The 22,127-nt window shown below is 50.1% G+C and carries 17 protein-coding genes and 2 pseudogenes; 13 read left to right on the plus strand and 6 right to left on the minus strand.

Annotation, left to right across the window (positions count from 1 at the left end):
• The 3 genes from dnaN to gyrB are packed head-to-tail and all read left to right on the plus strand — an operon-like array spanning position 1 to position 4,672.
• Positions 1 to 1,101, plus strand: coding sequence for a DNA polymerase III subunit beta (dnaN, locus tag ACKPVM_RS12720; protein WP_409309441.1), 1,101 nt, complete (start codon positions 1 to 3; stop codon positions 1,099 to 1,101).
• A gap of 49 nt (positions 1,102 to 1,150) precedes the next feature.
• Positions 1,151 to 2,236 carry a DNA replication/repair protein RecF gene (gene recF, locus ACKPVM_RS12725; RefSeq protein WP_409309443.1) on the plus strand — a complete coding sequence of 362 codons (1,086 nt, stop codon included), beginning with the start codon at positions 1,151 to 1,153 and terminating at the stop codon, positions 2,234 to 2,236.
• An 18-nt stretch (positions 2,237 to 2,254) separates the two neighbouring features.
• Positions 2,255 to 4,672, plus strand: a complete 2,418-nt coding sequence (gyrB, locus tag ACKPVM_RS12730) for a DNA topoisomerase (ATP-hydrolyzing) subunit B (protein WP_409309445.1) — start codon at positions 2,255 to 2,257, stop codon at positions 4,670 to 4,672.
• A 117-nt stretch (positions 4,673 to 4,789) separates the two neighbouring features.
• Here gyrB and ACKPVM_RS12735 read toward each other — a convergent pair whose 3' ends face one another.
• Positions 4,790 to 5,977 carry an MFS transporter gene (locus ACKPVM_RS12735; protein ID WP_409309447.1) on the minus strand — a complete coding sequence of 396 codons (1,188 nt, stop codon included), beginning with the start codon at positions 5,975 to 5,977 and terminating at the stop codon, positions 4,790 to 4,792.
• Between the two features lie 84 nt (positions 5,978 to 6,061).
• Between ACKPVM_RS12735 and ACKPVM_RS12740 the strand changes: the two are divergent.
• A pseudogene (locus ACKPVM_RS12740) lies at positions 6,062 to 6,160 on the plus strand (DNA gyrase subunit B family protein); the annotation flags it as partial.
• Positions 6,161 to 6,293: 133 nt separating this feature from the next.
• Here the strand turns inward: ACKPVM_RS12740 and pelA are convergent.
• Positions 6,294 to 7,427 carry a pectate lyase gene (gene pelA / locus ACKPVM_RS12745; protein ID WP_409309449.1) on the minus strand — a complete coding sequence of 378 codons (1,134 nt, stop codon included), beginning with the start codon at positions 7,425 to 7,427 and terminating at the stop codon, positions 6,294 to 6,296.
• A 387-nt stretch (positions 7,428 to 7,814) separates the two neighbouring features.
• On the minus strand, positions 7,815 to 8,153 hold the full coding sequence (locus ACKPVM_RS12750; RefSeq protein ID WP_409309567.1) for an MFS transporter: 339 nt from the start codon (positions 8,151 to 8,153) through the stop codon (positions 7,815 to 7,817).
• Here ACKPVM_RS12750 and ACKPVM_RS12755 point away from each other — a divergent pair.
• Positions 8,151 to 8,288 (plus strand): annotated as a pseudogene (locus tag ACKPVM_RS12755) (GFA family protein); the annotation flags it as partial. The gene ACKPVM_RS12750 and the pseudogene ACKPVM_RS12755 sit on opposite strands and share 3 nt — an antisense overlap.
• A gap of 51 nt (positions 8,289 to 8,339) precedes the next feature.
• Here the strand turns inward: ACKPVM_RS12755 and ACKPVM_RS12760 are convergent.
• Entirely contained in the window at positions 8,340 to 10,349 is a 2,010-nt protein-coding gene (locus tag ACKPVM_RS12760) for a methyl-accepting chemotaxis protein (protein WP_498044281.1), read from the minus strand.
• Between the two features lie 288 nt (positions 10,350 to 10,637).
• A complete protein-coding gene (locus ACKPVM_RS12765) occupies positions 10,638 to 11,654 on the minus strand; it encodes a LacI family DNA-binding transcriptional regulator (protein ID WP_409309450.1) in 1,017 nt (338 codons plus the stop codon).
• Positions 11,655 to 11,980: 326 nt separating this feature from the next.
• Between ACKPVM_RS12765 and ACKPVM_RS12770 the strand changes: the two genes are divergently transcribed.
• Complete coding sequence (locus ACKPVM_RS12770; protein WP_409309451.1) at positions 11,981 to 13,423, plus strand: 6-phospho-beta-glucosidase; 1,443 nt, start codon at positions 11,981 to 11,983, stop codon at positions 13,421 to 13,423.
• Between the two features lie 149 nt (positions 13,424 to 13,572).
• Complete coding sequence (gene yidA, locus ACKPVM_RS12775; protein WP_409309453.1) at positions 13,573 to 14,388, plus strand: sugar-phosphatase; 816 nt, start codon at positions 13,573 to 13,575, stop codon at positions 14,386 to 14,388.
• A 149-nt stretch (positions 14,389 to 14,537) separates the two neighbouring features.
• On the opposite strand, the gene ACKPVM_RS12780 is transcribed toward yidA, so the two are convergent.
• Complete coding sequence (locus tag ACKPVM_RS12780) at positions 14,538 to 15,434, minus strand: LysR substrate-binding domain-containing protein (protein WP_409309454.1); 897 nt, start codon at positions 15,432 to 15,434, stop codon at positions 14,538 to 14,540.
• A 140-nt stretch (positions 15,435 to 15,574) separates the two neighbouring features.
• Here ACKPVM_RS12780 and ACKPVM_RS12785 point away from each other — a divergent pair, with 140 nt between their 5' ends.
• From ACKPVM_RS12785 to ACKPVM_RS12810, 6 genes are all read left to right on the plus strand, one after another.
• Complete coding sequence (locus ACKPVM_RS12785) at positions 15,575 to 17,125, plus strand: ABC transporter substrate-binding protein (protein WP_409309456.1); 1,551 nt, start codon at positions 15,575 to 15,577, stop codon at positions 17,123 to 17,125.
• Positions 17,126 to 17,389: 264 nt separating this feature from the next.
• Positions 17,390 to 18,274, plus strand: coding sequence for a dihydrodipicolinate synthase family protein (locus ACKPVM_RS12790; RefSeq protein ID WP_409309458.1), 885 nt, complete (start codon positions 17,390 to 17,392; stop codon positions 18,272 to 18,274).
• Between the two features lie 40 nt (positions 18,275 to 18,314).
• The gene (locus tag ACKPVM_RS12795; protein ID WP_409309460.1) at positions 18,315 to 19,268 is read left to right on the plus strand and encodes a nucleoside hydrolase; all 954 of its coding nucleotides are present in this window, start codon (positions 18,315 to 18,317) and stop codon (positions 19,266 to 19,268) included.
• Complete coding sequence (locus ACKPVM_RS12800; protein ID WP_409309461.1) at positions 19,252 to 20,223, plus strand: nucleoside hydrolase; 972 nt, start codon at positions 19,252 to 19,254, stop codon at positions 20,221 to 20,223. Before ACKPVM_RS12795 ends, ACKPVM_RS12800 begins: the two co-directional genes overlap by 17 nt.
• Positions 20,223 to 21,197: an ABC transporter permease gene (locus ACKPVM_RS12805; RefSeq protein ID WP_409309463.1), complete on the plus strand. Its 975-nt coding sequence runs from the start codon at positions 20,223 to 20,225 to the stop codon at positions 21,195 to 21,197. The genes ACKPVM_RS12800 and ACKPVM_RS12805 overlap by 1 nt, the downstream gene beginning before the upstream one ends.
• The gene (locus ACKPVM_RS12810) at positions 21,197 to 22,108 is read left to right on the plus strand and encodes an ABC transporter permease (RefSeq protein ID WP_409309465.1); all 912 of its coding nucleotides are present in this window, start codon (positions 21,197 to 21,199) and stop codon (positions 22,106 to 22,108) included. The genes ACKPVM_RS12805 and ACKPVM_RS12810 overlap by 1 nt, the downstream gene beginning before the upstream one ends.
• Positions 22,109 to 22,127: the final 19 nt, after the last annotated feature.

Here is a 22,127-nt window from a genome sequence, read left to right on the forward strand (position 1 = left end):
ATGAAATTTATTGTTGAACGTGAACATCTGTTAAAGCCATTGCAGCAGGTCAGCAGCCCGTTGGGCGGCCGACCCACTTTACCGATTCTGGGCAACCTGCTGATTCAGGTTACGGAAGGTGCGCTGTCGTTGACGGGTACCGATCTCGAGATGGAGATGGTCGCAAAGGTCGCATTGACGCAGCCGCATGAGCCGGGAGCTACGACCGTCCCTGCCCGTAAACTGTTTGATATTTGCCGTGGGCTACCTGAAGGTGCGGAAATCACCATTATGCTGGATGGCGATCGCATGCTGGTGCGCTCTGGGCGCAGCCGTTTTTCACTGTCCACGCTCCCTGCCGCAGATTTCCCTAATCTGGATGACTGGCAGAGCGACGTTGAATTCTCTTTGCCGCAGGCGACGATGAAGCGTCTGATTGAAGCGACACAGTTTTCGATGGCGCATCAGGATGTTCGCTATTATCTCAACGGGATGCTGTTTGAAACCGAAGGGGAAGAGCTGCGTACGGTCGCGACCGACGGTCACCGTCTGGCGGTTTGCTCTATGCCGGTCGGGCAATCGTTGCCGTCACATTCGGTGATCGTGCCGCGTAAAGGCGTAATGGAACTGGTGCGTTTACTGGATGGCGGCGATACGCCGTTGCAATTGCAAATTGGCAGTAACAACATCCGTGCACACGTCGGTGATTTTATTTTCACGTCTAAGCTGGTTGATGGTCGTTTCCCCGATTATCGCCGCGTATTGCCGAAAAACCCGGATAAAACGCTGGAAGCCAGCTGTGATTTACTCAAACAGGCTTTCTCTCGTGCGGCGATTCTATCGAATGAAAAGTTTCGTGGCGTACGTCTGCACCTCATTCATAACCAACTGAAAATTACCGCTAATAACCCTGAACAGGAAGAAGCGGAAGAAATTCTGGATGTGCAGTATGAGGGAACGGAGATGGAGATCGGCTTTAACGTCAGCTATGTGTTGGATGTTCTCAATGCGCTTAAGTGCGAAGACGTTCGTCTGTTGCTGACCGACTCTGTTTCCAGCGTGCAGATTGAAGATGGCGCCAGCAGAGCGGCAGCTTATGTCGTTATGCCTATGCGGTTGTAGAATTATTGGGCAAGTTTGCTTGCCCTTTCATCATTAAGATAACTGCAACATGGCTCTCTCTCGTCTTCTCATTAAAGACTTCCGTAATATTGAAGCGGCCGATCTGGCACTGGCTCCCGGCTTTAACTTTTTGGTCGGGGCGAATGGCAGTGGCAAAACCAGCGTATTGGAAGCCATTTATACATTGGGTCATGGCAGGGCGTTTCGTAGCGTACAAGCCGCGCGAGTCATTCGCCATGACCAGCCTGAATTTGTTCTACACGGTCGTATCGACAGCGATGAGCAAGCTCGGTCCGTCGGCTTGAGTAAAACTCGTCAGGGTGACAGTAAGGTGCGGATCGACGGCAGCGACGGCCATAAAGTTGCTGAACTGGCGCAACTGCTACCGATACAGCTGATCACCCCGGAAGGGTTTACCCTGCTCAACGGCGGGCCAAAATTTCGGCGTGCCTTCCTCGATTGGGGCTGCTTCCATAACGAAACGGGTTTTTTTGCTGCCTGGAGCAACATGAAACGCCTGTTGCGTCAGCGTAATGCTGCACTGCGTCAGGTTAGCCATTACGGCCAACTCCGCGCCTGGGATCAGGAACTGGTGCCATTGGCGGAACGGATTAGTGAATGGCGGGCACAGTACAGTCAGGCGATTATTGAAGATATTTCGTCGACCTGTACGCAATTTCTGCCTGAATTTTCTCTTGGGTTTGCGTTTCAGCGTGGCTGGGACAAAGAGAGTGAGTATGCCAAGCTGTTAGAACGGCAGTTCGAACGCGACCGTATGTTAGGTTATACGGCGCTGGGGCCGCATAAAGCCGACTTCCGCATCCGCGCCAGCGGCGTGGCGGTCGAGGATATGCTGTCCCGTGGCCAGCTCAAGCTGCTGATGTGTGCGCTGAGGCTGGCTCAGGGTGAGTTTCTCACCCGTCAGAACGGACTGCGCTGTCTGTATCTGATTGATGATTTTGCTTCCGAACTGGATAGTACCCGCCGCCGTTTGCTGGCTGAACGGTTGAAAGCCACCCATGCGCAGGTTTTTGTCAGTGCGGTCAGCGCTGAGCAGATAGCCGACATGGTTGGTGAAAAGGGCAAGATGTTCCGCGTGGAACAGGGTAAAATAACGGTTCAATCACAGGACTAAAATGAGCGAGAAACGTTGATGTCGAATTCTTATGACTCCTCAAGTATCAAGGTATTGAAAGGGCTGGATGCGGTACGTAAACGCCCAGGTATGTATATCGGTGATACAGATGATGGTACCGGTCTTCATCATATGGTATTCGAAGTTGTGGACAACGCTATCGACGAAGCGCTCGCTGGCTATTGTAAAGACATTGTTATCACCATTCACGCGGATAACTCGGTCTCGGTGCAGGATGATGGTCGTGGCATTCCAACGGGGATTCACGAAGAGGAAGGTGTCTCTGCTGCCGAAGTGATCATGACGGTGCTGCATGCTGGCGGTAAGTTCGATGATAACTCGTATAAAGTCTCCGGCGGTCTGCACGGCGTCGGGGTTTCCGTGGTTAACGCCCTGTCGGAAAAACTGAAACTGGTTATCCACCGCGACGGGAAACTTCACGAACAAACCTATAAACACGGCGTGGCACAGGCTCCGCTGGCTGTTACGGGTGAAACCAATAGAACCGGTACGACGGTGCGCTTCTGGCCGAGCCATGAGACGTTCACCAACGTGGTGGAATTCGAGTATGAGATTCTGGCCAAGCGTCTGCGTGAACTGTCGTTCCTGAACTCCGGTGTCTCTATTCGCTTGATCGATGAGCGCGAGAAGGATAAAGCCGATCATTTCCATTATGAAGGCGGCATCAAGGCGTTTGTTGATTACCTGAACCGTAACAAAACCCCCATTCATCCTACCGTATTCTATTTCTCGACGATGAAGGATGATATTGGGGTGGAAGTCGCATTGCAGTGGAATGATGGTTTTCAGGAAAACATCTACTGCTTTACTAACAATATTCCACAGCGTGATGGTGGTACGCACTTGGCCGGTTTCCGCGCCGCGATGACCCGTACGCTGAATACGTATATGGATAAGGAAGGTTACAGCAAGAAAGCGAAAATTAGCGCCACGGGCGACGATGCGCGTGAAGGGCTGATTGCTGTAGTTTCCGTGAAAGTGCCGGATCCGAAGTTCTCCTCTCAGACGAAAGACAAGCTAGTGTCTTCCGAAGTGAAAACCGCGGTTGAATCGTTGATGAATGAGAAGCTGGTGGATTATCTGATGGAAAACCCGTCAGACGCCAAAATCGTGGTCGGAAAAATTATCGATGCCGCACGTGCCCGTGAAGCGGCGCGTAAAGCGCGTGATATGACGCGCCGTAAAGGCGCGCTCGATCTGGCTGGCTTGCCGGGCAAACTGGCGGATTGTCAGGAACGCGACCCGGCACTGTCTGAACTGTACCTGGTGGAAGGGGACTCTGCGGGCGGCTCTGCTAAGCAGGGACGTAACCGTAAGAATCAGGCGATTCTGCCACTGAAGGGTAAAATCCTGAACGTGGAGAAAGCTCGCTTTGACAAAATGCTTTCTTCACAGGAAGTCGCGACGCTGATCACTGCGCTGGGCTGTGGCATTGGCCGTGATGAATACAACCCGGACAAGTTGCGTTATCACAACATCATCATCATGACCGATGCGGACGTGGATGGTTCACACATTCGTACCCTGTTGTTGACCTTCTTCTACCGTCAGCTACCTGAAATCGTTGAGCGTGGTCACGTTTATATTGCGCAGCCGCCGCTATACAAGGTGAAAAAAGGCAAGCAGGAGCAGTACATCAAAGATGATGACGCGATGGATCAGTACCAGATCATGCTGGCGTTGGATGGTGCGACGCTGCACACCAATGCTCAAGCCCCTGCGCTGGCGGGTGAACCGTTGGAGAAGCTGGTTTCTGAACATTACGCCGTACAGAAGATGATTGGCCGTATGGAACGTCGCTTCCCGCGTGCGTTGTTGAATCGCCTGATCTATCAACCGACGCTGTCTGAAGCCGATTTGGGTGAACGCGAAAAAGTGCAGGCATGGGCGGAATCGCTGGTAAACAGCCTGAACGAAAGTGAACTGCACGGTAGCTCGTATAGCTTTGTGATTCACCACGATGAAGAACGCAGCGTGTTTGAACCGGCGCTGCGCGTGCGTACACACGGTGTGGATACCGATTATCCGCTGGGTACCGGCTTCGTGGCGGGTAGCGAATATCGCAAGCTGAATCAGTTGGGTGAGAAACTGCGTGATCTGATTGAAGAAGATGCGTACATCGAACGGGGTGAGCGCCGTCAACCGGTTGCCAGTTTTGAGCAGGCGCTGGAATGGTTGGTGAAAGAATCTCGTCGTGGTTTAGCTATTCAGCGTTATAAAGGGCTGGGTGAGATGAACCCAGAACAGCTGTGGGAAACAACAATGGATCCAACCAGCCGCCGTATGTTGCGCGTGACGGTGAAGGACGCCATTGCTGCTGATGAACTGTTTACTACCCTAATGGGTGATGCCGTTGAACCGCGTCGTGCGTTTATCGAAGAGAATGCCCTGAAGGCGATGAACATCGATATCTGATTCGGCTTACGTTGTTATCGTGACCTGAGCCAGCTCCTTGCGGAGCTGGCTTTTTTTGTGGCGAGCTTTCTGCCGCCACCCTTTGGGCCGTCGAGAGCGACGTGGAAAAACGTTTTATCAGGCTAATGCACGCCGTTTGGCGCTGCGCATTTCCTGTAGCAGCGTGATGAATGCGGTGATCAGCATAAAGACAACGGCAGACCAGAAAATGGCATGAGGATGACCGTGATCCAGCATCCAGCCGAACAGTACCGGCCCTGCGGCCCCGCCCAGATTAAAGCCAGTGGAAACAATACCAAACACCCGCCCTTCCGCTCCCGGTGGTGAGGCGGCACGTACCAACATATCCCGAGACGGTGCGATCATACCGGAGAGGAAGCCTGCGGTAGCCAGCAACGGTACGAGCGCGACGGTAGGTAAGGCGTACATAGCAACGATACTGACCAGTACGGCAGTGATAGCCAGCGCTGCCGTCGCCACCAGCCCGTGACGTTGGGTTTTATCCGCCAGTGAACCGCCTGCCAATACGCCAAAAGCGCTGGCGAACAGAAACGCAGTTAGCGCCACGTTAGCCTGTGACAGCGACAAATCGTAGCCCGTGACTAACGCCGTCACCGAGAAGTTCTGGATCGAACCCGTACTTAAATTCAGCAGCAGGAACAAAATCAGCAGCGCTAAAATCGGCAACGTGAAAACAGGTGTGCGCGGTTTGTCCGGCTGGGTGTTCGTTGCCGCCGCGGGTTTTACCCGACTGGGTTCATCACGGTTAGTCATCAGTAGTGGGATCGTCAGTAAGCCAATGATACCAGAAACGATGAATGCACTGTTGATGCCAGAAAAGGCGGCAACGGACAGTAAAACCCCAGGGGCAATGGCCGTACCCAGAAAGCCGGAGAAGGTATGCATAGAGAAAGCGCGACCCATGCGTTTTTCATCAATTCCGCGTGATAGTAAGGCATAGTCTGCCGGATGATAAACCGCGTTCGCCACGCCAGCGAGCCCCATCGCAACGACTAGCCACGTGTAACTTTCTGAAAATCCTAACGAAAGAAAACAGAGGCTCCCGAGTGTTAAACCCGTGGTTAACGTGCGACGTGCGCCGATGCGGTCCACCATAAAACCAATTGGCGTCTGCACGCAGGCGGAGACAATGTTGAATACGCTGAGTGCGAATCCAAGTTCAACAAAGCTGATATCGCGCTGGGCTGACAGCAGTGGAATGAGCGCGGGTAGCACCATCATATGGAGGTGACTTACCAGATGGGCTGAGGAGATTTGCGCCAATAATGGAATGTGTATCTTCATCAAATTACTCATGAGAGGGGAGGAAAATGCGTCTGCTCTTAATCTTATGCGTCACGAGCTTAGCATACGCTTATATTTTTTAGATCGGATCCGTTATTTACCACGCTAATGGGGGATGCGGTTGAACTACGTCGGGCGTTTATTGAAGAAAATGCCCTGAAGACGATGAATATCGATAGCTGATTTTTTCGTCTTGCCGATGACGTTAAGCCAGCATGCCACGTGGTGGGATGCCGGCTTATTAATATTGATTGGTTAAGCGCCTCAATAATTCGTGCTGCAGATTACGCACAAGCCACTCGAAATAGACGGCGTGTTATTTGCTGTTTTTCTTTAACCACTTAGGGTAGGTTGTATCCAGCAATTTTGTTGGCCATGTGCCGTACCAGCTATAACCTGTTCTGCGTTCACGTGCTATTTTATCGTAGCTATCAACACGATTCCCGTCACGGTTGGCCAGAATGACACTGTTGTCATTGATATCATAAAAACGAGCCCACATCGGTGGAGCTGCCGGATCTTTCACCAGACGTCTATCCCAGTCACTGGAGTGCCATTGGTACTGCTCTTTTTCTGCCTGGAATTTTTCTATTCTGATACCGGGTATGGCTGATTTTTTTAGCCAGGTGACGGCGCTATTCACGCTATTAATGATTTCAGGTGAGGGGTTCGGAATGGACATTAAATATTCCAAAACACCAATGGTTTCCTGCGTCAAAATAGATGTCAGCTCATAAGAACGCCCACCTTTTGGCTCTAAGGATTCAGGATCATATTGTCCTGCCCATCCGGTTTTAACGCCATTTTGAACAAGTTGAGTACGTAACAGGCATTCATCGCCAGACTGAATGGCTTTCTCGGCAACCGTTTTGGTGTGCTCATCAACAAAATCAAACGTTTTTGGTTCATTAATCACGCGACGCAACATGGTTAGAATGCCGGATGTTATATCGTCTGCGTTGGTAATATAGCGATGATAATTGGTATTTTCATTCTTTGTTGCTGGTTTGGGGGGAATAGTATGTGGCCAGCCTCCGCATATTTTATATTGTTGATTTAACGTATAGCGTAAGCCTTTTAAAGCGGCATCAGCATAGCGTTTATCCCCAGTTTCTTGATATGCATAGGCTAAATAAATTACTTGGGTGTAGGTGTTTCGATTATCAAACGATATTCTCAGGTCACTTTTTCCTGCGGCGATTTTATTGACTTCTTCGTCGCTTAATATTCTAAGTGGATCCTGGTTTTCAACCCAGCCACCAACATTCTTTTGATATAACAGTAAATTATCAGCGATCTTTACTGTCTCGCTCTCTTTGTAACGAGGGTAGTCTTTTCCGTTTTTATTCTGGTAGTGATGAATGCCATCGTTAAAACCTTCAATGCTGATATCGGCATAAGCATTGCCTGCGAGAATCATACCGATAAACATTATGCTTGTTCTTTTCATTTTTCCCCCAGATATACCCGTCATATTTCAAGTTGCCTGTACGTTGGCTGTGATACTCGACACACTTGCATGTGCCCACCCTTTGGGGTCAACGCTGGCACCGTTCAAAAACACTTTTCTGTTTTTGTCCTGAAACTTAAATTATTTAGGGTGCAATATATTAAAATGTAAAACAGCATTTTAATATTATTTGCGTATTGGTTTTTTTTCTGTGACTCGTGTCGAAATAAGTCATTTTTAATTGAGACTGGTCAATTATTAAGAAATTCTTATAGAAAAAAGAAATAATGCATTTTAATTTGCCGAGATGGGGCTGTGTATATTAGGACAATGAAGTGGAGAATAGCGCGTCATATTCTCCACCTATTTTTGACGTCAGTCGGGGGATTAGAATTGGATAATGGTGCGTTGTTTGGTCCTTCGTGATCCTTGCCATAAGGTAATGAGCGCGGCAATTAGCATGAAAATCACGACTGACCAGAAAATAGCCTTTGGATAAGCGAGGTAGAGTAGCCAACCCGATAACATCGGACCTGCCGCACCGCCGATACTAAAACCGGTGAAAACAATACCGAAAACACGGCCCTCAGCACCTACCGGTGAGGCTGCTCGTACCAGCATGTCACGCGATGGTACAACTATACCGGACATAAATCCTGCAATCGTAAAGAGAGGAATCAATACCGGTACGGGGAGCGGATATAGAGCGGCAATACTAATAAGCATTGCGGTAGCACGCTGGGGGCGATTGATGATGAACCCACCATTGCGCTGACGATTGGAAATTTTGATGAAAAGAACAGCCCGGAACTGAAACCAACGTCGCATTCGTTCGAGGATTGTTGCCCATGCTGGGAATAACGTACAGGCCGTTTCCGGTCTGTACGTTATTTTGCTGGCGAAGAACGGTGGTTATGAGAGCCTGAATACCAGCACGGTCTGTGCCAGTTGTTTGGCCTGCGCTTCCAGTGAGGCTGCTGCTGCTGACGCTTCTTGCACCAATGCGGCGTTTTGCTGGGTGACGCCGTCCATTTCGTGAACAGCCTGTGTGACCTGACTGATTCCGCGCGACTGTTCGTCGGATGCGGAAACAATTTCATCCATAATATCTTTTACCGATGTGACCGCTTTCAGCATTTCCTGCATTGTCGTACCGGCGCTTTGTACCAGCGTTACGCCATTATCGACCCGACTGGCGGATTCGGTAATCAGTCCGGTAATCTCTTTCACCGCATCGGCACTGCGCTGGGCAAGGTTGCGTACTTCATTGGCAACGACAGCAAATCCTCGTCCCTGTTCACCAGCCCGTGCCGCTTCCACGGCCGCATTCAGCGCCAGAATATTGGTCTGAAAGGCAATGCCACTGATAATGCTGGTTATGTCGGCTATTTTCCTCGAACTGTCGTCAATTTCTCCCATGATATGGACAACCTGCCCAACAATCTCATCACCTTTTTGGGCAATTTGCTCGGCGTTTTGGGCCAGACGTGTTGCGTTGTGTGCATTGTCTGCGTTCTGTTTTACGGTTGACGTGATTTGTTCCATGCTGGCTGCTGTCTCTTCTAACGCGGCCGCCTGTTGCTCGGTGCGTGATGCCAGATCGGTATTGCCAGCCGTGATCTCCGTTGCACCATGACTAACGGATTCACTCGTGCTAATCAACTGATTCGCAATATCTTTTAGTTGAGTCTGCATGGTGTGCATGGCGTAAAAAATACTGCTTTGATCATTAGCCTGTACGGGAATGGTATTGGTTAAATCACCTTGTGCGACCGATAGCGCAATACTTGCTGCCTGTGCGGGTTCTCCCCCAATCGGACGTACTACTTTTCGAGTAAAAATAATGCCCAGGATACCGGAGACAATCATGATGCTGAGCGCCATCAACAGTAGCGCGAGATTACGTTGGTGTGCCGTTTCAGCCATCACGATATTGACCGGAGCGGACAGGCCGAGCATCCAGGGTGTACCCGTATTTCCAATGGTGACCGGTACGTAAATGTTGAACGCTGGCGTATTTAACACCGGATTATCACGTTCGATCTGATAGGCGGTGCCAGTAGTGACATGTTCCAGCAACGTTGGGTCATTCTCGATTTTTTTGGTGATCCGGGTTGAGTCAGGGTGGGAAATGTAGGCACCCGTGTGCGAGAGCAATTGCGCGTAACCCGTACCTTGATAGGGTTTAATTCGATTTGTCAGTTGTTGCAGCGTATCTAAGGCGAAATCTGCTGTGACTGAACCATAAAATTTGTTGTCGATCATGATTGGGACAGCAATCGATGTGAGTAAGACTTCAACGCCGTTGTAGGGATAGCGGTAGGGTTCCAGTACCACCTCTTTTTGTAATTTTTTAGGCAACAGATAGTAATCACCGCTGCCGGGCGTTTCGTAATCAACTAAATTATGCAGGGCGACATTCCCGGCATTATCGCGATCAACATAGCGAACAAAGCGCCCTTTTGGATCCTGATCGGGTTGTCCTGCGTAGTCTTGGTCTTTCCCATCAAAGGCATTGGGCTCCCATGCCAGCGACATGGAGAGAAAATCAGGATGACTTTTTAGCGCATTTTTCAGCAGCGTTTCTGCTGTATGGCGGTCCGCATTATCGGCTTGCTGTAAGCTAATGACGCCTTGGACCAGATTGCGGGCGGCGGAAAGGGCCAGGTCCAACTTCTGTTGGATCAGGTAGCTGTTGGTATAAGCGGTTTGTTCCAGATATTGCTGAGCAATGGCTTTTTGCTGCTGGCTGGACTGCCAAATCAATAGGCCAATCGTCAGAGCGAAACCCAGAGCGATAGTCACGATGCCTGTTGATAACATCAGCATGCGGGTGCTGAGTTTTCTTTTTACTGGAGAGCGTGAATGTGTCGACGTCGTCGTTGGAGCGTGGTGTTCAACCGGAAATAATGTATTGGACATATGCGTATATCCCCTGAGAGACAAGCGCCGGTAAGGCACTTTGTTGAAGTAAAAATCAACCCGTTACTGTGTCCTTCAGCATTATTGGTAATTCCTTTATGTGATCTGCATCATTTTTTTGTGATGCAAATCACATCGATATCATCGGCCATAAAACACGATGGCTTTAACTTGTTTACAAAAAAAACCGAACCGCACCACATCCGTAACATTAACCGTTAACGGATGAGGTGGGATAGGCAATGAACCGATGGCGGGACGTACTGAAAAATAAGGGAAAAGAGAGGGCTATCGCGCAGTTGGCCCTTTGCCTACGGATTCTCGAATAATCAAAGATCCCTCGAATTTGGCAGAGGGAGCGGCGATTTTCCCTTCCAGCATACAGAGCAGTTTTTCCAGCGTGCGTTTAATCATCTCTGCTACCGGGACATGTACCGTCGTGAGTGGTGGATGGAACCAGGATGCCATCGGTAGGTCGTCAAACCCCAGTAAGGAAATGTCGTCTGGAATGGTGAGTCCTTGCTCGCGAAAGGCTTTTGCCGCGCCGATGGCCATATCGTCATTGCTGGCGACCAGTGCGCTAAACTTAGCGCCGCGCTGATGCAGTGTTTTCACCGCAGCATAGCCACTTTCTGGCGTCCAGTTACCACTGACCAGCAGCCGATCGTTAAGAGGGATACCTCGTTTTTCGAGAGCCTGTTGGTAACCTAATCGGCGGCTTTCGCCCGTGGGGGAATCTGATGCGCCGAGGATAAAGGCGATATCACGGTGCCCCTGATCTATCAGATAGTTAACCGCATCGAAACAGTGTTGTTGGTGATCGGCGCAGATGCCGTTTTCTTCATGCTGGGCCAGTTTGCGGTTGACCACCATAATGGGTTGTTCGTGCTGTTCGATGATGTCTTCCAACGCCTCAATGGATAAAAAACGCGGATAGATGACGACCGCATCGCAGCGTAAATCGAATAAAAACTCAATGGCCTGTTGCTCTTCTGCCGCGCTGTGCTTGCCATCGGCAAGAATAAGCTGACGACCATGCTGTTCTGTCATCGTTGCGGCCTGAAAGAGTAACTCATTGAAATACGGACCGTTGTATAACGTATTAGTAATAACCAGACCAATACTTTGCGATTTATTGGTGGCGAGTTGGCGCGCCAATAAGTTGGGTCGGTATCCCATTTCCTCAATGGCTGCGAAAACCCGGTCTTTAGTGGTTTGACTGACGTAGTTATTCCCTGTCAACACGCGAGATACGGTTGCTTTTGAGACGCCAGCTCTTTTGGCAACATCCAGCATGGTTATCATTCTTTCTTCCTAAAAAGTGGCTACTGACCGTAGCGTTAACATAAAACGCAGCGGCGATTATAAAGAGAAAATCATCGTTTTTATCACTATGAGGCAATAAACACCGCCGTTTTATCAAAAACCGTTCCTATTTATGATCGCGTTCAAATATTACTCACGCCCAAATGAAACCGGTTGCATATTCAGAGCTATGTTGTTTGAATGAGAAAAAATAGATGTGGCAAGCTGTCAGGAAATGTGGTCGAAACTGCGAAGAGAGGCGGCTGAACACGGTTTCTGTTGCGATAAACCGAGCCCATCATCTGAATTAACGAGAAGGAAATAGCATGTCTGTAGAACAATTACCGAAAGACTTTCTGTGGGGTGGCGCGGTAGCGGCGCATCAGGTTGAAGGTGGTTGGGATCAAGGCGGCAAAGGCATCAGCATTTGTGATGTCCTGTCCGGCGGCGCTCATGGCGTTGACCGTGTGATGACCGATGGCGTACAGCCTGGTGTCAGTTACCCTAATCATCAGGCGGTGGAGTTCTATTCCCACTATAAACAGGATATCGCCCTGTTTGCCGAAATGGGCTTCAAATGCTTCCGCACCTCGATTGCCTGGACGCGTATTTTCCCCAATGGCGATGAGCTGGAGCCGAATGAAGCGGGGCTGCAATTCTATGACGACCTGTTCGATGAGCTGCTGAAGTACAACATCGAGCCAGTGATTACGCTGTCCCACTTCGAGATGCCGCATCATCTGGTTAAGCAGTACGGCGGCTGGCTGAACCGTAAAGTGGTGGATTTCTTTGTTCGCTATAGCGAAGTGGTCATGAAGCGTTATCAGTCCAAAGTGAAATACTGGATGACCTTCAATGAGATCAACAATCAACGTAACTGGCAGTACCCGTTGTTTGGCTACTGCTGTTCCGGCGTGGTTTTTACCGATCACGACAAGCCGGAGCAGGCGATGTACCAAACGCTACACCACCAGTTTGTCGCCAGTGCAAAAGTGGTGAAGCTGGGACATGAGATTAACCCGAACTTCAAAATTGGCTGCATGCTGGCGCTGGTGCCGATCTATCCGTGGTCATGCCATCCGGATGACGTGATGTTTGCCCAGGAAGCGATGCGCGAACGCCACCTGTTTGGGGATGTACAACTGCGTGGTTATTATCCGTCCTACATCCTGAAAGAGTGGGCGTGCAAAGGCTATCAGATTGCTATGCAGCCGGAAGATGAACAGACGCTGCGCGAAGGTTGCACAGATTATCTGGGCTTCAGCTACTACATGAGCAGCGCGGTGCAGTTGGCGGCAAAAGGCCAGAAAACAGAAGATGCGATTACGGGCTTTGACGGCGGCGTGAAAAATCCGCATGTGAAGGCGTCGGAATGGGGTTGGCAGATCGACCCGGTTGGCCTGCGCTATACGCTGAACAGTTTCTACGAGCGTTATCAGAAACCGATGTTCATCGTCGAAAACGGTTTTGGTGCGGTAGACAAAGTGGAAGCCGACGGCAACATTAACGACGATTACCGCATAGAATACCTCAAGGCGCATATCGATCAGATGAAGAAAGCTGTCGTGGAAGACGGCGTGGAGCTGATGGGTTATACCCCGTGGGGCTGCATCGACTGTGTGTCGTTCACCACGGGTCAGTACAACAAACGCTATGGTTTTATCTACGTGGATAAACATGACGATGGCACCGGCACCTTCAAGCGCTCGAAGAAAAAGAGCTTTGACTGGTATAAGAAGGTGATCGCCAGCAACGGTGCCGAGTTATAACGGCGATGGCAAAATATGTTCGAGCCGTGCTTAACTGCACGGCTTTTTACGTTGTGCCGTCATACGCCTGTCACTCTGCCGTATTTCACTGGCGACTTCATCACTGAATCGCGTTAGCATGAAAACAGATAATTGATGCTGAGAAAATTATGTCTATAAAACTGATCGCAATTGATATGGACGGGACGTTGCTGACGCCCCAAAACCAAATTTCACCTGCGGTAAAAGCCGCGATTGCCGCTGCCAGAGAGAAAGGCGTGCAGGTCGTGTTGGCAACTGGCCGTCCTTACATTGGCGTTGAACGTTACCTGAAGGAATTGGACTTGCAGCAGGAAGGCTGTTACTGCGTTACCAATAACGGCGCGTTGGTGCAGCGTACGATCAATGGCGATTGTGTGGCGCAAACCGCGCTCAGCTTCGACGATTATCTCTATTTTGAAGGGTTGGCCTGCAAATTGGGCGTCCATTTTCACGCGCTGGACTTCAATTTCGTCTATACCGCCAACAAAGACATTAGTCCTTATACCATTCACGAATCTCACCTGACCGGGATGCCGTTGAAGTATCGTGCGGTTGAAGAAATGGATCGCAGCCTGACGTTCCCGAAAGTGATGATGATTGATGAGCCAGAGATACTGGATCGCGCCATCCGCCAGATTCCTCCTGAAGCTTTCGAACGCTACACCATCATGAAGAGTGCTGAATACTATCTGGAAATTCTGGATAAGCGCGTCAACAAAGGTGAAGGCGTGAAGATGTTGGCGGAGCACCTCGGCATTCCACGCGAAAGTGTCATGACGCTGGGCGACCAGGAAAATGATGTGGCAATGCTGGAGTATGCCGGGTTAGGTGTAGCGATGGGTAATGCTACTGAGGCCGTCAAAGCGGTCAGCCAATTTGTGACGAAAACCAATCAGGAAGATGGTGTCGCTTATGCGATTGAGAAATTTGTGCTGAATGTTTGAGAACTCAATAGCCACAGGTCGTGGCTATTTTTTCGTATTTAATGATTTGCCTGCTATTTATTATTTTCTAAATGACATTATTGGAAATACTTTTCTGATAAAAGCATTTAAAAAATTAATCTTGCTATAAAACAAGAAATATAAGGTCATTATTTTAACGCCAGACAATCTTTTATTTGTGCTTTCATCATTTGTGTTATGTGATTCATCAATTGGCTGCGAGGAATTTGTGGTGGAAACACGGCACAATAAACGATTTTTATATCGGGCCTAAACGGTTTGACCACAATAGGAGAAGCGCTATTTAGCGCGGTAATGAAATCTACCACGCCAATGCCGACATTTTTAGCCGCCAGCACACAGCAGTTTGCCATTGATGTTTCAATCGGGTTTGGCAGGTAGCCCAGTTCTTTTCGGCTCAAATGATCTATTTGTGCCCGCAGCGGCGTTTTTCTTCCTGGCAAAATAGCACGATGGTGGATTAAGTCGGCGATGGTAATCTCTTCGGCTTCCGAAAGCGGGTGAGTCATGGATAAAACCGCGACAGCGCTGGCTTCCGCCAAGGGTTCTGCTTCAAGACCTTTGCTACCCACCTGACCAAAAATGAAACCGACGTCGTATTGGTTTGCTGTAATGGCACTAGTGATGTGGGTTGTGCTTTCGATATCCAGAAATAGGGAAATATCAGGGTAGCGCGAGATTAAAGAAGGCAGCATTTCGTTTGAACAAAGGAATGACAACGCAGGGACGGCAGCAATGCGCAGCACGCTGCCTTTGGCGTGGCGAATTTCATCGGCAATCAGTGCGATCTGGTCCAACCCAAGATAAAGGCGTTCGACTTCCCGATAAAGTTTCATCGCTTCGGCACGTGGAATCAGGCCACGTCCGTCTCTGTCAAACAGCGTTAGATTCAATGCTTCTTCGAAATCCCGGATGAGCCGACTTACCGCAGGTTGGGTGATATACATCATGTTGGCGGCGGCCGTAATGCCACCAGTGAGGATGACTTTATGAAACGCTTCAACCTGACGGGGATTGATACGCATATCGTTCACTCCAATACATAACATTTGGTTATCAATTTAACACAAAATGCAATTTTTAATTATTCAATCTAACGCATAGACTCAAAATCATAATACTTAATACACTTCATAAATCAGTCATGGAATAGAGGGTTTAGTGAATGAAAAAATCAACACTGGCTTTATTATTTACCGTTTTATTTTCATCGTCACCTTTGGTTTATAGCGCCGACTTAAATATTGGTTTGGCGTCATCCACAACGTCAATGGACCCTCAGTTTTATGTGGGGGGCGCAAATAGCGCAATGGCACGTAATATTTTTGATGGTTTGGTTGTACAGGATGAAAAACAGCAGATTGCACCTGCCCTGGCAACCAGTTGGAAAGTGATTGACGACAAGACGTGGGAATTTGTATTGCGTCCTGGCGTCAAGTTTCACGACGGCAGTGATTTTACGGCTAAAGATGTGATTGCCAGCATTAAGCGTGTTGCGCTGGCATCGAAAAACAGCCCTAGCTCTTACGCACCTTACGTCAGCGACATTGCTGAAGTAACAGAAGTTAATCCACTAACGGTGCGGATTAAGACAAAAGAGGCGTCGCCGCTGCTGCTGAATAACTTAAGTCGGATTTCGATTCTACCGGCCCGACTTGAGAACGTCCCAACGGAAACGTTGAATTCAGGAAAAGATGTGATTGGTACAGGGCCATTCAAATTTGTTTCCTGGGTGCCGGACGACCGGGTAGTCCTTGCACGTAACGATGATTACTGGGGAGGAAAAGCAGAGTGGGACAACGTTACTGTCCGTGTATTTAAAAACAGTAGTGCACGAGTAGCAGCCGTATTATCCGGTGATGTGGACATGATTGAAAACGTTCCAACAGCCGACAGCAGTAATATTGAAAAAAATCAGCAGTTAAAAACGATTTCAACACCAGGGAATCGTGTTATTTACCTTCACATGGACCAGCAGCGAGATGAATCACCGTTCGCCAAAGGTCCTGATGGTAAAAACCCATTACTAAAAAAAGAAGTACGCCAGGCGATGTCTTTAGCGATTAATCGTCAGGCAATCGTCGACCGTGTGATGGAGGGGCAGGCTGTTGTCGCCTCTCAGCTTGTACCGAAGGGGTACCCAGGCTATTCCGCTTCCATTCCTGCGCCGGTTTATAATCCGGAGAAAGCCAAGCAGGAACTGGCGGCAGCGGGTTACCCCAACGGCTTCACGCTGACCTTCCACGCGTCGAACGACCGTTATCCTAATGATTCTAAAATTGCTCAGGCCATTGGTCAGATGTTTACCCGCGTGGGTATTAAAACCGATGTGGTGACGATGCCGGGCAGTGTCTATTTTTCGCGCGCCTCACGCCTTGAGTTCAGTTTAATCATGGGGGGCGCAGCGATTGAAACCGGGGAAGCTTCTGGTGTGTTGGGGCCATTGTTAGAAACCTTTGGGCCCAATGCAGGGCAGGGGAATCGTGGTCGCTATGCGAATCCTGCTTTTGATAAAACGCTGAATGAGGCGCGTTCTACGCTGGATGATACCAAGCGTGAAGCGTTGCTGGCTGAGGCAATGAATATCAGTATGAACGATCTGGGTGTGATTCCGGTGATGTTCCTGTCCAATACCTGGGCGATGAAAAAGCAGTATACCTACGTGGGTCGTTCTGATGCCTATACGCTGCCGTATTTTGTCCGCTCAGTGAAATAAATCTACGCTCCATCTTTCTGAACGCAGGTAGCGCGATGTTTTCCTCCAGTCATTTCGTTAATGAAATGACTGGCAGGTTCGCCTCGTCTGTCAGAGGCCAACGCCTTACGTTGTTTAAAACATTACGTGGTTTAAAACATCACGCTGTTTAAAACATGATGCCTTATTAAAACAATAAGGCGTTGTCCATCCCTCAAGCACTATTGGATCGCCAATAGTGATTAAGCCAGTAATGAATTGATTATTCGATAAAAGGAGAACGGCGTGAATTCATTTAGCGGGGTTTTTCCCTACCTGGTTTCACCGGTTAAATCAGATGGTCAGGTTGACCGTCCGGTATTGGCTCAACTTTCTGAGCACCTCATACAGTGTGGTGTGCATGGGCTGGTGCCATTGGGCAGTACCGGTGAGTTTGCTTACCTTTCTTCCGCACAGCGCGAAGATGTAGTTAAAACGGTCATTGAGACGGCCAAAGGTCGCGTTCCTGTGATCGCCGGTGTGGCTTCTACCACGATCCGTGATGCGGTTGAGCAAACAAAACGCTACATCGAACTGGGTGCCGACGGCATTCTGGCCGTATTGGAAGCGTATTTCCCCCTGAAAGATGAAGGCGTTGAACAGTATTTTCGGGCGATTGCCGAAGCGGCTCAGGGTAAGCCCGTTGTGCTGTATACCAATCCGCAATTCCAGCGTTCCGACTTAAGCCTACCCGTCATTGAGCGTCTGAGCCATGTCGAAAATATTCGCTATATCAAAGATGCTTCGACTAATACCGGGCGGTTGCTATCGATTATTGAGCGCACTCGCGGTCGGATGGAGGTCTTCTCCGCATCGGCCCATATCCCAGCCTGCGTCATGCTGATTGGCGGTGTCGGCTGGATGGCGGGTCCGGCGTGTATTGTGCCGAAACAAAGTATCGCCCTGTACGAAGCGGCCAAAGCCGGTGACTGGGAGAAAGCGATGGAATTACAGCGTCCGCTATGGCGTATCAATGAGATTTTTGCTCGTTATTCTATCGCGGGCTGCATCAAAGCGGCCTTGCAGCTACAGGGATTTGAAGTCGGTGATCCACTGCCGCCGCAACAACCGCTGGACGAGCAGGCTCGTAAAGATATTGCTGCTGTCCTGGCATCGGTTGGTTCGCTATAGCACCGGGTAACGTGCAGAAGAAAAAAGGAATGAGTGCAGAATGAAAGCGGTACCCATCATTATTGATTGCGACCCAGGTATTGATGATGCCATTGCGCTATTGAGTGCGTTTGTGGCACCTGAATTAGATATTCGCGGTATTTGTACCGTGTTTGGTAACCAGCCACTGACGCGGACGTTGCGTAATGCGTTGCAAATTACCGAACTGGGAAAACGGACGGATATTCCTGTCTATGCCGGTTGCCATCGCCCTTTGTTGCGAACCCCGATTCATGGGCAGTTTCATGGAGAAAGCGGACTGGGGAACACGATCTTACCTGAGCCCCAGAAGCAGGCCGAGTCGCAGCATGCTGTGAGTTTCATTATTGAACAGTGTGAACAGGCTGCGGCGAATGGTCATCCCATTACGTTATGTACCTTGGGGCCATTAACCAATGTGGCAACGGCGCTCTCCATGAAGCCATCCATTGCGGCCGGTATCGCACGTATCGTGATGATGGGTGGCGCGTACCGGGAGCCGGGTAATCGTAGTCTGACATCGGAATTTAATATGCTGGCCGATCCGCATGCGGCACATGTGGTGTTCTCTTCCTCTCTTTCCCTAGTTGCTTTACCGCTGGATGCGACTCATCAGGTGATCCTGACGCCAGAGCGTGTGGCCCAGTTTATCAAGCGGTCCGGCCGAATTTCCGCGCCACTGGGAGACATGATGGCGTTTTGGGATCGCAATGATATTCGCCGTTATGGTTCCCGTGGCGGGCCGTTACACGATCCGCTGGTGATTGCCTGGGTATTGGCACCGGAGTGTTTTAAAACGGAAAAAGCGCGGGTCTATGTTGAGCATGATAGCGAGCTTTGCATGGGGCAAACCGTTGCCGACTGGTATGGAAAAACCGATCGGCAACCGAATGTTGATATCGTTACTCGCGTTGATGCTGAGCGAGTTTTCGAATTATTTTCTGATTTACTGAGCCGTTATGAACAAACATCCTGATACCAACCGACAGCGTATCATTATTGATACCGATCCCGGCGTGGATGATGCTATCGCTATCTGGCTGGCGATGGCGGCATCGGAGCTGGATATTCTGGGGATCACCGTCGTGGCGGGCAATGTTCCGCTTGAAGCTACGCTCGAGAATGCCTGCAAAGTGGTAGCGCTAACGGGCAGAACCGATGTGCCGATTTTTGGCGGTGCGCAACAGCCACTGGTACGCGATCAGGTATTGGGTAAGTACGCGCATATCGGTGCGTTTTCGGCGGAATTGGTGCCGGATACCTCGCTGCGTCCACAGCAGGAACATGCCGTTGATTTTCTGGTACGGATGGCGCGGCAGGCCGCGGCAGACAATAATCCCATCACGGTGTGTTCTCTGGGGCCGATGACGAATCTGGCGCTGGCTCTTTGCCACCATCCCGACGTTGCGCGAGGCATTAAACGAATTGTCACGATGAGCGGCGCATTTACCGCGATGGGTAACCGTGTTCCATGGGCTGATTTCAATGTTTATGCCGATCCCCATGCGGCGCAGACGGTTTTCGCTTCAGGTGTGCCCGTCGTGATCATGCCGCTGGATATGACGTTTCAGGCTCTGATTCAACCCGATCAGATCGACGCTATCGAACGCGGTGGCGGTGCGCCGGGGCGTGCACTAGCCGCGTTGTTGCACACCTTCGATCGCAATGATGTTGCTCGCCTTGGGCGTGAAGGTGGTCCGATTCATGATGCCACGGTGATTGCATGGCTACTCCGACCTGAATTGTTCACGAGCGCCTCCGCCTACGTGGAGGCCGAGGTTTCAGGTAAAACGTCTGGCTACGTTTTTGCTGATTTTTACGACAAGCTGGAGAGATCGGCAAATGCTTTGGTCATGAGACACATTGATGAGCAGGGATTCCTGTCCCTGCTTGCTGACTACCTGAGTCGCTATGACTCTGAGGAGCGCTGATGATTGCCTTCCTGCTAAGCCGAATCGGACAGACGATGTTGACGTTAATCGTCATGTCGATACTGGTATTTGTCGGGGTCTATATGGTTGGTAACCCGGTAGATATGCTGTTGGGGGCGACGGCCACGCCAGCGGAACGGCTAGCGGTGATTCAGTCTTTCGGGTTGGATAAACCGGTCTGGGAACAGTACGGGTTATTTGTGTGGAATGCATTGCATGGCGATATGGGGAAATCCTTTATTTTCAATCAGCCGGCGCTGACCCTGATTTTTCAGCGAATGCCCGCCACGCTTGAGCTGGCGATGACGGCGTTTCTTATTGCGCTGGTGGTGGGGATGCCGTTAGGTATTTATGCTGGCCTGCGACCCGATAGCGCTGTCTCCAAGTCGATTATGACATTTTCCATACTCGGCTTTAGTTTACCGACGTTCTGGATCGGTCTGGTAATGATTATGCTGTTCAGCGTGAAGCTTGGCCTGTTGCCTGCGTCGGGGCGTGGCGATACGGGCACGTTGTTCGGTATCCCCTTCAGTTTTTTGACGAAAGATGGCCTTGAGCACCTGTTACTTCCGGCATTTAACCTGGCGCTGTTTAAAATTTCGCTCATTATCCGTCTGATGCGAGCAGGCGTTATGGAGTGTCTGCAACAGGATTATGTGCAGTTTGCTCGCGCGAAAGGGCTGTCGGAAACGCGTATCGTACTGGTTCATGTGTTGCGTAACACATTGATTCCACTGATTACGGTGATCGGTTTGGAGTTAGGGTCGCTCATCGCGTTTGCGGTGGTAACGGAAACCATTTACGCCTGGCCTGGTATGGGCAAACTCATTATTGATTCGATAGCGGTGCTGGATAGGCCGGTGATTCTGGCGTATCTGATGATTACCGTGGTGATGTTCAGCGTCATCAATCTGCTTGTTGATCTGCTGTATGTGGTCGTCGATCCACGTGTCCGGCTAGGGGGGAATAACTGATGTCTGCGAATACGGTACATCAGCGCACGGTAGGGCAGGAAAATACCCAATCGGCGTTGGTTAAGGTTTTTCTGGCATTGGTCAACGATCGTGGTGCGTTTTGCGGCCTGATCATTCTGGGTATTTTTGTCCTGCTGGCCGTTTTTGCGCCGCTGATTTCGCCGCAAAATCCTTATGATCTGATGCAGTTAGATATCATGGATGGCCGATTGGCACCGGGATCCAGCAGCATGGGTGGGATGACATATCTGCTGGGTACGGACGATCAGGGGCGCGACTTGTTCAGCGCGATTTTATATGGCACTCGAATCAGCCTGATGGTGGGCTTCTCCAGTGCGGTATTTGCCCTATTGATCGGTGCGTCGCTGGGGCTGATCAGCGCCTATGTCGGCGGTAAGACGGATGCGGTCATTATGCGTATCGTCGACATCCAACTCAGTTTCCCACCTATTTTGATCGCGCTGATCCTGTTAGCGGTACTCGGGCAGGGCGTCGATAAAATTATTCTGGCGCTGGTGGTCACGCAGTGGGCCTATTACGCACGCACGATTCGGGGGTCGGCACTGGTTGAACGTCGGCGGAGCTATGTGGATGCGGCGCGTAGTATGGCAATGTCCAATCGCCGAATTCTGTTTCGACATATCTTACCGAATTGCCTTGCACCGCTCATTGTCGTGGCGACGATGCGCATGGCGTACGCCATTATGCTGGAAGCGACGCTTTCTTTTCTGGGAATTGGGCTGCCGGTGACGGAGCCTTCGTTAGGGTTGCTCATCTCCAATGGGTTTGAGTATCTGATGTCGGGTGACTACTGGATTAGCTTTTTTCCAGGGCTGACGCTACTGCTGCTGATTGTTGCGATCAATCTGGTTGGGGATTCGCTGCGCGATATCCTTAACCCAAGGAATTAACGCTATGGGAATGAAGGGG

The organism is Pectobacterium hainanensis, from assembly GCF_046237015.1.
Lineage (GTDB): Bacteria > Pseudomonadota > Gammaproteobacteria > Enterobacterales > Enterobacteriaceae > JBJYIN01.

Bases quoted from the DNA above. Each gene is read 5' to 3' on its own strand.
- recF (WP_409309443.1), top strand. From the start codon at position 1,151: ATGGCTCTCTCTCGTCTTCTCATTAAAGACTTCCGTAATATTGAAGCG.
- ACKPVM_RS12760 (WP_498044281.1), bottom strand. From the start codon at position 10,349: ATGTCCAATACATTATTTCCGGTTGAACACCACGCTCCAACGACGACG.
- gyrB (WP_409309445.1), top strand. From the start codon at position 2,255: ATGTCGAATTCTTATGACTCCTCAAGTATCAAGGTATTGAAAGGGCTG.
- ACKPVM_RS12780 (WP_409309454.1), bottom strand. From the start codon at position 15,434: ATGCGTATCAATCCCCGTCAGGTTGAAGCGTTTCATAAAGTCATCCTC.
- ACKPVM_RS12785 (WP_409309456.1), top strand. From the start codon at position 15,575: ATGAAAAAATCAACACTGGCTTTATTATTTACCGTTTTATTTTCATCG.
- ACKPVM_RS12735 (WP_409309447.1), bottom strand. From the start codon at position 5,977: ATGAAGATACACATTCCATTATTGGCGCAAATCTCCTCAGCCCATCTG.
- dnaN (WP_409309441.1), top strand. From the start codon at position 1: ATGAAATTTATTGTTGAACGTGAACATCTGTTAAAGCCATTGCAGCAG.
- ACKPVM_RS12800 (WP_409309461.1), top strand. From the start codon at position 19,252: ATGAACAAACATCCTGATACCAACCGACAGCGTATCATTATTGATACC.
- ACKPVM_RS12770 (WP_409309451.1), top strand. From the start codon at position 11,981: ATGTCTGTAGAACAATTACCGAAAGACTTTCTGTGGGGTGGCGCGGTA.
- ACKPVM_RS12810 (WP_409309465.1), top strand. From the start codon at position 21,197: ATGTCTGCGAATACGGTACATCAGCGCACGGTAGGGCAGGAAAATACC.
- ACKPVM_RS12765 (WP_409309450.1), bottom strand. From the start codon at position 11,654: ATGATAACCATGCTGGATGTTGCCAAAAGAGCTGGCGTCTCAAAAGCA.
- ACKPVM_RS12750 (WP_409309567.1), bottom strand. From the start codon at position 8,153: ATGCTTATTAGTATTGCCGCTCTATATCCGCTCCCCGTACCGGTATTG.
- ACKPVM_RS12795 (WP_409309460.1), top strand. From the start codon at position 18,315: ATGAAAGCGGTACCCATCATTATTGATTGCGACCCAGGTATTGATGAT.
- ACKPVM_RS12805 (WP_409309463.1), top strand. From the start codon at position 20,223: ATGATTGCCTTCCTGCTAAGCCGAATCGGACAGACGATGTTGACGTTA.
- pelA (WP_409309449.1), bottom strand. From the start codon at position 7,427: ATGAAAAGAACAAGCATAATGTTTATCGGTATGATTCTCGCAGGCAAT.
- yidA (WP_409309453.1), top strand. From the start codon at position 13,573: ATGTCTATAAAACTGATCGCAATTGATATGGACGGGACGTTGCTGACG.